This window comes from Sphaerotilus sp., from assembly GCF_041083715.1.
Taxonomy (GTDB): Bacteria; Pseudomonadota; Gammaproteobacteria; order Burkholderiales; family Burkholderiaceae_C; genus Sphaerotilus.
In genome coordinates this window covers 1-10,332 of record NZ_JBFPGY010000150.1, presented here as the reverse complement: position 1 = coordinate 10,332, position 10,332 = coordinate 1, and the positions used below count along the sequence as shown (strand labels likewise).

General features: G+C 68.7%; 13 protein-coding genes and 1 pseudogene. 10 read left to right on the top strand and 4 right to left on the bottom strand.

The genetic code is table 11. From position 1 onward, the window contains the following. The coding region (gene metK / locus AB3X43_RS06875) for a methionine adenosyltransferase (protein WP_369429115.1) at positions 1-979 on the bottom strand (979 nt) is incomplete at its 3' end. A gap of 226 nt (positions 980-1,205) precedes the next feature. On the opposite strand from metK, the gene AB3X43_RS06870 reads away from it, so the two are divergent. From AB3X43_RS06870 to AB3X43_RS06835, 8 genes and pseudogenes are all read left to right on the top strand, one after another. Continuing rightward, complete coding sequence (locus AB3X43_RS06870; RefSeq protein WP_369429117.1) at positions 1,206-2,105, top strand: lysophospholipid acyltransferase family protein; 900 nt, start codon at positions 1,206-1,208, stop codon at positions 2,103-2,105. Beyond that, entirely contained in the window at positions 2,102-2,998 is an 897-nt protein-coding gene (locus AB3X43_RS06865) for an LpxL/LpxP family acyltransferase (protein WP_369429114.1), read from the top strand. Before AB3X43_RS06870 ends, AB3X43_RS06865 begins: the two co-directional genes overlap by 4 nt. 32 nt (positions 2,999-3,030) lie before the next feature. Then, on the top strand, positions 3,031-3,444 hold the full coding sequence (gene mntA, locus AB3X43_RS06860) for a type VII toxin-antitoxin system MntA family adenylyltransferase antitoxin (RefSeq protein ID WP_369429113.1): 414 nt from the start codon (positions 3,031-3,033) through the stop codon (positions 3,442-3,444). Then, positions 3,434-3,856 carry a type VII toxin-antitoxin system HepT family RNase toxin gene (gene hepT, locus AB3X43_RS06855; protein WP_369429112.1) on the top strand — a complete coding sequence of 141 codons (423 nt, stop codon included), beginning with the start codon at positions 3,434-3,436 and terminating at the stop codon, positions 3,854-3,856. Before mntA ends, hepT begins: the two co-directional genes overlap by 11 nt. A 453-nt stretch (positions 3,857-4,309) precedes the next feature. After that, complete coding sequence (locus tag AB3X43_RS06850) at positions 4,310-4,621, top strand: helix-turn-helix domain-containing protein (RefSeq protein ID WP_369429111.1); 312 nt, start codon at positions 4,310-4,312, stop codon at positions 4,619-4,621. A gap of 16 nt (positions 4,622-4,637) precedes the next feature. Next, positions 4,638-5,114 (top strand): annotated as a pseudogene (locus AB3X43_RS06845) (RES family NAD+ phosphorylase); the annotation flags it as partial. A gap of 129 nt (positions 5,115-5,243) precedes the next feature. After that, positions 5,244-6,125 carry a diaminopimelate epimerase gene (gene dapF, locus AB3X43_RS06840; protein WP_369429116.1) on the top strand — a complete coding sequence of 294 codons (882 nt, stop codon included), beginning with the start codon at positions 5,244-5,246 and terminating at the stop codon, positions 6,123-6,125. 93 nt (positions 6,126-6,218) lie between these two features. After that, positions 6,219-6,899, top strand: coding sequence for a DUF484 family protein (locus tag AB3X43_RS06835; protein ID WP_369429110.1), 681 nt, complete (start codon positions 6,219-6,221; stop codon positions 6,897-6,899). A gap of 6 nt (positions 6,900-6,905) precedes the next feature. On the opposite strand, the gene AB3X43_RS06830 is transcribed toward AB3X43_RS06835, so the two are convergent. The 3 genes from AB3X43_RS06830 to AB3X43_RS06820 are packed head-to-tail and all read right to left on the bottom strand — an operon-like array spanning position 6,906 to position 8,608. Next, positions 6,906-7,190, bottom strand: a complete 285-nt coding sequence (locus tag AB3X43_RS06830; RefSeq protein ID WP_369429109.1) for a hypothetical protein — start codon at positions 7,188-7,190, stop codon at positions 6,906-6,908. A 40-nt stretch (positions 7,191-7,230) separates the two neighbouring features. Next, complete coding sequence (locus AB3X43_RS06825) at positions 7,231-8,163, bottom strand: esterase/lipase family protein (protein ID WP_369429108.1); 933 nt, start codon at positions 8,161-8,163, stop codon at positions 7,231-7,233. Between the two features lie 7 nt (positions 8,164-8,170). After that, positions 8,171-8,608 carry an acyl-CoA thioesterase gene (locus AB3X43_RS06820; RefSeq protein ID WP_369429107.1) on the bottom strand — a complete coding sequence of 146 codons (438 nt, stop codon included), beginning with the start codon at positions 8,606-8,608 and terminating at the stop codon, positions 8,171-8,173. Positions 8,609-8,718: 110 nt separating this feature from the next. On the opposite strand from AB3X43_RS06820, the gene AB3X43_RS06815 reads away from it, so the two are divergent. Both AB3X43_RS06815 and AB3X43_RS06810 read left to right on the top strand, forming a co-directional pair. Continuing rightward, positions 8,719-9,753 (top strand): DMT family transporter, encoded by a 1,035-nt coding sequence (locus AB3X43_RS06815; protein WP_369429106.1) that lies wholly within the window; start codon positions 8,719-8,721, stop codon positions 9,751-9,753. 129 nt (positions 9,754-9,882) lie between these two features. After that, positions 9,883-10,332 (top strand): hypothetical protein (locus AB3X43_RS06810; RefSeq protein ID WP_369429105.1); only part of this gene is annotated, 450 nt, incomplete at its 3' end.

Genomic DNA, 10,332 nt, shown 5'->3' with positions numbered 1-10,332 from the left:
TGCCTTCGGTGTAGACCGTCACGTTCATCGGCCGCGCCACGCCGATCGCGTACGCCACCTGGATCTGGCACTGCTTGGCCAGCCCCGCCGCCACGATGTTCTTGGCCACATAACGCGCCGCGTACGCTGCCGAGCGGTCCACCTTGGTCGGATCCTTGCCCGAGAACGCGCCGCCGCCGTGCGGACACGCACCGCCGTAGGTGTCGACGATGATCTTGCGGCCCGTCAGACCGCAGTCGCCTTGCGGGCCGCCGATGACGAAGCGCCCGGTCGGGTTGATCAGGAACTTGGTGTCCGCGGTGATCCACTCCTTGGGCAGCACCGGCTTGATCAGCTCCTCGCGGATCGCCTCGATGAACGAGGCCTTCATCGTCGTCTGCGTCGCGCTCTGGTCCGGGTCGTGCTGGGTGGACAGCACCACGGTGTCGATCGAGTGTGGCTTGCCGTCGACGTAGCGCATCGTCACCTGGCCCTTGGCGTCCGGGCGCAGGAAGGGCATGCGGCCGTCCTTGCGCAGCTGGGCCTGGCGCTCGACGAGGCGGTGGGCGTAGTAGATCGGCGCGGGCATCAGCTCCGGCGTCTCGTCGCAGGCGTAGCCGAACATCAGGCCCTGGTCGCCGGCGCCGGTGTTCAGGTGGTCGTCGGACGCATGGTCCACGCCCTGTGCGATGTCGTTCGACTGCTTGTCGTAGGCCACCAGCACCGCGCAGCCCTTGTAGTCGATGCCGTACTCGGTGTTGTCGTAGCCGATGCGCTTGATGGTGTCGCGGGCCACCTGGATGTAGTCCACGTGCGCGTTGGTGGTGATCTCGCCGGCCAGCACGACGAGGCCGGTGTTGCAGAGCGTCTCGGCGGCCACGCGGCTGCGCGGGTCCTGTTCGAAGATCGCGTCGAGGATCGCGTCGGAGATCTGGTCGGCCACCTTGTCGGGGTGACCTTCCGAGACGGATTCGGATGTGAAGAGGAAATCGTTCGCCACTTATAAACTCCTGAAGTCGGACAAGCTGATCGGGGCGTGTCGCCGTGCTATTCGGGAGCCTGCGGCGAACGCTTTAGCGGTTTTTTTCAACTTCAGCGCATCTCATTGAGAAATCTGAAAGAAGCGTGCCTGAATCGACGCTGTGTGGTCGGCTCCGGCCCGTCGCCCCGCAAGTTGTTCCTTAACTCGGCGAACTTTCAATTCTAGTCCTGCCCTCAGCCACGTGATTTCAACCCTGTTCCGAGTGGGCGCACGCACGCCCCTGCCTCTGCTCCACGCCATCGGCACGCTGCTGGGTTGGCTGGCCTATCTCGGCTCGCCGACCTACCGCCACCGCCTGCGCGACCACGTGGCGCAGGCCGGTGTGCCGTGGTCGGCCGCGCGGCCGGCGATCGCCTCGGCCGGGCGCATGGTGGCGGAGCTGCCCTGGCTGTGGAGCCGCGGCCCGGACGAGCGCCTGGGCGATCTGGTGCACTGGGAAGGCGTCGAGCTGCTGGAGGCGACGCTGGAACAGGGCCGCGGGCTGGTGATGCTGACGCCGCACCTCGGCTGTTTCGAGATCATCGGGCAGGCCTACGCCGAGCGCTTCGGCGCACAGCACCCGATGACGGCGCTGTACCGCCCGGCCCGCAAGGCCTGGCTGCGCGATCTGGTGGCGCAGTCGCGCAACCGGGCCGGTCTGGAGATGGCGCCCGCCACGCTCGCCGGGGTGCGCCAGATGATCCGTGCGCTGCGCAAGGGCGGCACGATCGGCCTGCTGCCGGACCAGGTGCCACCCGAGGGCATGGGCGTGTGGGCGCCGTTCTTCGGCCGCGACGCCTACACGATGACCCTGGCAACCCGGCTGGTGGCGCAGACCGGCGCGAACTGGCTGCTGCTGGGCTGCGAGCGGTTGCCGGCGGGGCGGGGCTTCGTGATCCGCGTCAGCCCGCCGGCCGAGCCGCTGCCCGACGTCCGGGTCGAGTCGGACGCCGACCAGCTGGCGGTGCTCGGCGCGGGGGTGATCAACCGTGCGATGGAAACACTGATCCGCCAGAATCCCGGCCAATACCTCTGGGGCTACCACCGCTACAAGGCGCCTCGCCCGATCGACACCCCTGCCCCGACGCCCTCCGACCCCGCATGAAATCGTTCTTCTCTCGCGCTGGCGCCCACGCGGTACTGGCCCTGCTGTGGCTGCTGCACTGGCTGCCGATGGGCGCCCAGCACCGACTCGGCCTGGGGCTGGGCGCGCTGCTGTGGAAGTTCGGCAAGTCGCGCCGGCGCATCGCGCTGCGCAACCTCGAACTCTGCATGCCCGAACAACCGATCGCCGAGCGCGAGGCCATCGCCCGCGCCCACTTCGGCTGGCTGGGCCGCAGCTTCCTGGAGCGCGGCGTGCTCTGGTACGCCTCGCGGGAGCGGCTCGATCGATTGATCCACGTCGACGGCGACGTGAAACTCGCCGAGCGCAGCGACCGCCCGGTGATGTGGCTGGTGCCGCACTTCCTGGCGCTGGACGCGGTCGGCATCGGCCTGCTGCTCAACCAGACGCGCCACGCCGGCTCGATCTATCAGGCGCAGAGCAACCCGGTCTTCGACGCCGCCGTGCGCCGCGGCCGGCTGCGCTTCGGCGGGGTCGAGGTCTATGCGCGCCATGAAGGGGCACGGGCGCTGATGCGAGCGATCAAGCGCGGAGACGCCTTCTTCAACCTGCCGGACATGGATTTCGGCGCACGGGACGCGGCCTTCGTGCCCTTCTTCGGCATCCCGGCGGCGACGCTGCTGGCGCCATCGCGCATGGCCCACCTGCTGAACATGGTGGTGCAGCCGGTGGTCGGCGAGATGCTGCCGGGGGGGGCCGGCTGGCGCCTGCGCGTGCTCGACCCCTGGCCCGATTTCCCCACCGCCGATGCCGAGGCCGACACGGCGCGCATCAACCGCTGGATCGAGGAGGAGGTGCGCCAGATGCCGGAGCAGTACCTGTGGGTGCACAAGCGGTTCAAGACGCGGCCGCCTGGGGAGACGGGGTTGTATTGATCAATCCGCGCCGGCATGCCATTGTCCGCACCATGACAACGCCCCTGCTCATCCCGTCCGAGGTGCTGGTCGATCGGCTGCGACAGGCGCTGCCCACGCTGATGGCGGTCTATGCCTTCGGCAGCCAGGTCCAGGGCACGGCCGGCCCCGACAGTGACCTCGATCTGGCCGTGCTCCTGCCGAGTTACGCCGATCCGGTCATGCTGTGGGAACTGGCGGGCGATCTGAGCGATGTCGCGGGATGTCCGGTGGATCTGGTCGATCTGCGTGCTGCGTCAACGGTCATGCAGTACCAGGTGCTGGCCCACGGAACACGCTGGTGGACCCGTGACGTCCAGGCCGGCATGTGGGAAGCCTCCATGCTCAGCCACAAGACCGATCTGGACAGCCTCCGCGCCCCGCTGATGGCCGACATCGCCCGAGAAGGACGCATCCATGCCCGATGACATCCTGGTCAACAAGGCCGCCACAATCGAACGCTGCGTGGCCCGCGCGCAGCAGGAATACAACCGCGACCCGACCACCTTCGCCACCGACTACACCCGGCAGGACGCGGCGATCCTCAACGTGCAGCGCGCCTGCGAAGCCGCGCTCGACATGGGCCAGCACCTCATCCGGCGCGAGCGGCTGGGCGTGCCACAGAGTTCGCGGGACGTGTTCGAGCTGCTCGCCCATGCCGGCTGGATCGAGTCAGAACTGGCCGCCGACCTCAAGCGCATGGTCGGCTTCCGCGATGTCGCGGTGCATGACTACCAGGCGCTGCAACTGCCGATCACGGTGGCGGTGATCACGCGGCATCTGGGGGAGTTTCTGCGGTACACGGAGGCGTTGCTGCGCAAGGATGGCGCATCCCGGTAGCGCTACGGCATAAAGCGCCACACTTCCCAACTTAACGAGATTGACGAACTCTCGTTCCAAAGGGAAGTAGCACATGCTTGTATTCAAGCTCGACTGCATACGAAAAGATGCGTTCCGCGTACTTGGAATACGCCAGGAACGTGATCTGCGGACCAAGTGCCGCAGAGGCAGATGCCGATGAAGGTTATCGAAAAGCAGTTAAGACACCCATGCTTTTGCTGCTCGCGAGCACGCAGCAAAAGCATGCACTTCCACGCGGAGACAACGGACTCCGGCACGCTCATCGCAATACCTCGCGTGGCTTCTTCAGTCAGACCAAAGTCAACGGCCGCAACGCGCCATGACACACGGCACCTCAGTCATCCCCGCCATGAAACCCCACACGACTGAAACCCCGACGTCTTCCGCCATTCCACGCCGAAGCACACGCGCCGTCTTGATCAGGCCGACATGATGACCACCGACGAAGCCGCCGCCCTGCTCGGCACGAGTCGTGTGACCGTCAACGCCTGGATCAACAAGGGCCGCTGCATCGGGCTGACGCAGACCAAGCGTGGCTTCAAGGTGCCGCGCTGGCAGTTCGAGCCGGTCATCTGGGACCACCTGCCCGTCATCGGTCAGGCACTGGGATTGCACGAAGGCTGGGCACTGCTGAACTTCTTCGAGACACCGCACGGCGGCCTCGAAGGACTGACGCCGCGGCAGGCACTGGAACAGGGTCAGGCCGAGCGCGTGCTCGCCGTGGCCCAGGCGGAAGGCGCGTGAACCGCGACCTTTCCGCATGAAACTGAGCGACCTCACCTACTGCCAGGAACACACCCTCCCGCGGCTGCATTCGATGTACCGCATCCAGCGCACGCGCCGAACTGCGTCCACCGTGGTCATCGGCGCGGTCCGCCTGCCGCCGACCGGGCTGCTGACCGGCCGGTTCGATCTGCCCACGGCCCCCGTCGGGTACTTCGCGGAAGAGCCGGAAACGGCAGCCTATGAAACCCTCGCGCGGCGGGAGGCCAACGCCCTCTCGATGGGAGATCTGCAATCGCGCAGTCTGCTCTGGGTACAACTGACCGAGCCGGTCACGCTGCTGGATCTGCGTCCGCACACCCCGAAGTGGCCGGTGCTGACCTCGCTGCGATTCGCCTGCACGCAGGAACTGGCCAGCGATGCAGCTCGCCATGGCTACGCCGGGTTGGTCTACCGATCGGCACAGCATTACGACCATGATTGCTACACGCTGTTTGCACCCGCTGTCGGCCTGCTGCGCCGCGTGGAAAGCATGCCACTGGTCGATCGAACCACGGGCGGGCTGCATCCGCCTGATGCGCGACGTGGCCCGTGGCGCGCAGATGGAGTTTGTCCCCTGACCCGCCCCCGCGATAATTGCCCCATGACCACCCGCCCGCCCCTCTCCTTCACCAAGATGCACGGCCTCGGCAACGACTTCGTCGTGCTGGATGCCACCCGCGCGCCGCTCGACCTGAGCGAAGCCGACCTGCGCTTCATCGGCGACCGGCGCTTCGGCATCGGCGCGGACCAGATCCTCGTGGTCGAGCCGGCCCGCGCCGCCGACGCCGACTTCCGCTACCGGATCTTCAACGGCGCGACCGGCGAGGAGGTGGAGCACTGCGGCAACGGCGCGCGCTGCTTCCTGCGCTACGTGCGCGACCACGGGCTGACCGACCGCGACACGGTGCGCGTCGAGACGATGAACAACCGCATCGTGCTGGAGATGACCGCCGACGGACGCATCACCGTGGACATGAACCAGCCGATCTTCGAGGCAGCGCAGATCCCGTTCGATCCGAACGGGCTGGTGCCCCGGCTGGTCAACGGCTTCGAACTCTGGCCGCTGACGAATCCGGCGGATCCGATGCAGGTGGTCGAAGTCGCGGCTGTGTCGATGGGCAATCCACACGCCGTGCAGCGGGTCGAGGACGTGGACAGCGCGCCGGTCGCCACCGTCGGCCCCTGGGTCGAGGCGCATGCGACCTTCCCGCGCAAGGTCAACGCCGGGTTCCTGCAGGTCGTCGACCGCGGACACATCCGGTTGCGCGTGCACGAGCGCGGTGCGGGCGAAACGCTGGCCTGCGGGACCGGGGCATGCGCGGCAGTGGTCGCCGGCATCCGGCTGGGCTGGCTGGATGCGGTGGTCGACGTGGACACCCGCGGCGGACGGCTCACCATCGCCTGGGACGGCGTCGGCCACAGCGTGCGCATGACCGGGCCGGCGGTGACGGTGTTCGAAGGCACCGTGGCGTTCCCGGACTGAGATTTGCGGATCGCTGGATTGCGGCAATGAAGGCCGGTCCCTGACCGGCTTTTCCTCAGGATTACCCGAAAACCCTGCGCTACCCTGCTGCCCATGAGCACGCAGGGCCTTTCCGAAATCGACATCGCCAGCTACTTGGCGCGCACGCCGGGCTTTTTCGAGCGCCACGCCGAACTGCTGGCGCACGTCGAGCTGGCCAATCCGCACGGCCCGCGGGCGGTGTCGCTGCAGCAGCGCCAGATGGAGATGCTGCGCGAGCGCATCCGCGGCCTGGAGCGCCGGCTGATGGACATGATCCGCCACGGCCAGGACAACGCCGCGCTGACCGACCGGCTGCACCAGTGGATCTGCGCGCTGATGCTGGTCAATGATCCGCGCGATCTGCCCGACATGCTGGTGGTGGACCTGCAGGAGCAGTTCCGGATTCCGCAGGCCGCCATGCGGCTGTGGGACGTGGCACCCGCGTTTGCCGACGAGCCCGTGGCGCGCAGCGTCGGACCAGAACTGAAACGCTTGGCCTCCAGCCTGCGCACACCCTATTGCGGCGCCAACACCACCTTCGAGGCGGTGCGCTGGCTCGGCCATCCGTCGGCGGTCGCGTCGCTGGCGCTGCTGCCGCTGCGGCGCGGCTATTCGGCGCCAGCGTTCGGCATGCTGGTGCTCGGCTCGCCCGACCCGACGCGCTACACGCCCGAGATGGGCACCGACATCCTGATGCGCATCAGCGAACTGGCCAGCGCCGCGGTGACACGGCTGCTGCCCGACGCGGACTGAGCGCGCTCAGCGCCCGACCGGCGCCGCATCGGCGTCTGCCGCCACATACATCGACGACAGCGCCACGGTCTCGACCGAGGCCACGGCAGCGACATCGGACACCGGCTGCGGCGCGGCGCCGAGCAGGTGGTGGTGCCCACCACCGTGGCCTCCTCCGTACCCACCATACCCTCCACCCGGCGCGCAGACGCTCAGCACCGGTGACAGCACGCAGCACCCCGTCGTCGCCACCACCAGCCACACCAGCGAGCCGGCCCGAACCACATTGCGCATCAGCATCAGAAATCCCATCACGACATGAACGTCTCCTGGAACAACGTCTGGCAGGAACTCACGTTGACCCGGATCCGCGCCAGGCGATCGCCAGCGTGAAGACGTCCGGGTCGTCCAGCAAGTCCTGGTGCGCGCGGCCGGGCTGGTGGACGGACGCCGCACCATCCAGCGTCGCGCAGCACGGCGGGAACACCACGTTGTCGCATGCGCTCCAGACGCAGGTGAAGCGCGCCCGCCACGCCGGCGATTCGCTGGCGGCCAGCGCCTGCAGCCACGGGCTGTTCCGGCGCATCTGGATCGAGTTGGGGCGCTGCCCGAAGCGGGCGAGCCAGGTGCCTCGGTGCGGGGTGCCGATGGTCAGAACGTGGTGGACGCGCGCGTCCGTGGCTTCGGCGGACGCGCCTTGCTCCAGCCGCGACCGCCGCCACGCCCGCAGCACCAAGCCCCCCATGCTGTGGCAGACGACCAGCGGCGCCTGGCCCGTGGCGCGCTGGAGTTGCAACAGCGCGGCGTCGATCTGGTCCGCGTAATCGTCGATCGAGCCGAACACCGGCTCCAGGCTCACCCCGACAACGGGCACACCCTGCGCCTGCAGCCGCGGATACCACGGGTTCCAGAAGCCACGGTTGCACAGGTAGCCGTGGACCAGCAGCACACCGCGCCCGCCCGTCCCCGGCCCGGTCGCGGTGTCCGGCCAGCGCTGGCTGGCGAACGGCATCGCCCAGCCGAACGCCAGGGTCGACGCCCGCAACTCGCGCGCCCAGGCCTGCCACCGTGCCGCCGCGCGCGGCCGCGGCGCAGGATCGCGGCCATGGAGCGCCGCCGCCATCGCCTGCTCCAGCCCGAGCGCCAGTGCGTTCAGGCCCAGCAGCGCCAGCACCGGACCCAGCATGAGGCCGGGCCCCAGCCCTTGCCGGACACACCAGCCCAGCCAGCCGGCCACGCCCAGCGCGCAGGCCAGCCCGATCCACCGCAGCAGGCGCGCGAGCATCCCGGCCTCAGCTGGGCCGAACAAGCCGCGCCAGCGCCGTGCGGATCGACGCTGGAATGGCCACCGGGCGCTGCGTCGCGGTGTCCACGAACACATGCACCATGCGACCGACCGCACAGGCATCCGGCTCGTCGGGCTTGAACAGACCGGTCTCGTAGGTGACGGACGAATGGCCGAGCCTGACCACTGCCACGCCGATGTCCACCTCGCCCGGGTAGGCGACCGGGGCGAAGAAGTCGCACTCCGAGCGGACGATGAAGCCGACCACCTCGCCACGGTGGATGTCGAGCTGGCCCTCGGCGATCAGCCAGGCGTTGATGACGCTGTCGAAGTACTGGTAGTAGATGGCGTTGTTGACGTGGCCGTAGCAGTCGTTGTCGGTCCAGCGGGTGGTGACACGGTGGTGGTGGAGAAAATCGGCGGAAGTGGGGCGAGAAGCAGACACGGCAGCAGTCCTGGCGATCGGGGTCGGCATTGTGACCGGCTGGACACCCGGCCGGGACAATGCAGAGGAGAGGCCACCGGCGCTTCCGGTCCGACATAGGATGTCTGCCCATGACCGATTTCGCCATCCTCCAGGCCCTCGCCGCCGCCGCCCTCTTCGGCGCCAGCGCCCCGCTCGCCAAGCTGCTGCTCGCGCAGTCCTCCCCGTGGCTGATGGCTGGCCTGCTCTACGCCGGCTCGGGCCTCGGCCTGCTGCTGTGGCGGCTCGTCACGCGCGCACCCGCCGTGCGCATGCCCAAGGGCGAAGCGCGCTGGCTGGCACTGGCGACCCTCTCGGGTGGCGTGGCCGCCCCGGTGCTGCTGATGCAGGGGCTGGCACAGATGCCGGCGTCCGGCGCGTCGCTGCTGCTCAACGCCGAGGCGGTGCTGACGGCGGTGATCGCCTGGGTGGTGTTCCGCGAGAACGCGGACCGGCGCATCGTGCTCGGCATGGCGGCGATCGTGGCCGGGGCGGTCGTGCTGGCGGGGGGCCATGCGCCAGGGTTCGGAGGGATCGGACCGGCGGCGCTGGTGCTGGGCGCCTGCCTGTGCTGGGCCGTGGACAACAACCTGACGCGCCAGGTGTCGCTGTCGGACGCCTCGTTCATCGCGATGGCCAAGGGACTGGCGGCGGGTGGCGTGAACTTGCTGCTGGCGTGGCAGAGCGGTGCAGCATGGCCGGGCCTGGGCGTGGTCGCGTCAGCGGGGTTGCTCGGGCTGCTGGCCTATGGGGTCAGCCTGGTGCTGTTCGTGCTGGCGCTGCGCACGCTCGGCACGGCGCGCACGGGCGCGTATTTCTCGGTCGCACCGTTCTTCGGGGCGGCGCTGTCGGTGGCACTGCTGGGCGAGCCGGTCACGGCCCCGCTGCTGCTGGGCGGGGCGCTGATGGCGCTGGGCGTCTGGCTGCACGTCACCGAGCAGCACGGCCATCTCCACACCCACGCGCCACTCGAACACCGCCACGCCCACCTCCACGACATCCACCACCAGCACACCCACGGTGCAGACACCCCGCCTGGCGAGCGCCACACCCACTGGCACCGCCACGAGCCGCTCACCCATGCCCATGCGCATTTCCCGGACGCGCACCACCGGCACGTGCATTGAAGATGCCGAGCCGGACGGGTTGCGGTGCGTCCTGAATCTGAAGGCCGGCTGAGTGACCTGGATCACCAGGGGAACTGCACGGTGCACCTATAGTCGGACAGATTTCCCTGGACTCCCGAACAGCACACCATGCAAAGAACATCCGCACTCGCCGCTTCCACCCTGGCGCTGGCACTCGCCGCCCTGACCGCACCAGCCGCCCACGCCGCTGGCGGCTGGCAGTGGCTGCCCGCCTTCAACGACCCGGCCTGGAAGCCCGACGCCTCGCTGGCCCTGACCGGCAGCCGCATCGGCCCCGGCACCGGCCCGAACGCCAACGCCTGGGGTCTGGATCTGAACTTCAACTGCGGCCTGGTGCAGACGCCGGACCAGCGCATCCGCAGCCACCTGAATCTCACGCACTCGAACAAGAACGGCACGTCGGTGACCGGGTTCGAGGTGTCGCCGCGCTACACGGTGCCGCTGGGCGACGGCCTGTCCGCTGGGTTCGGTCCGAGCGTGGGGGCATTCCAGGTCAGCACGCCGGGCAATGACCGCACGCTGCTGGGCGTGGGCGCGGCGGCGGGCATGAACTACCGT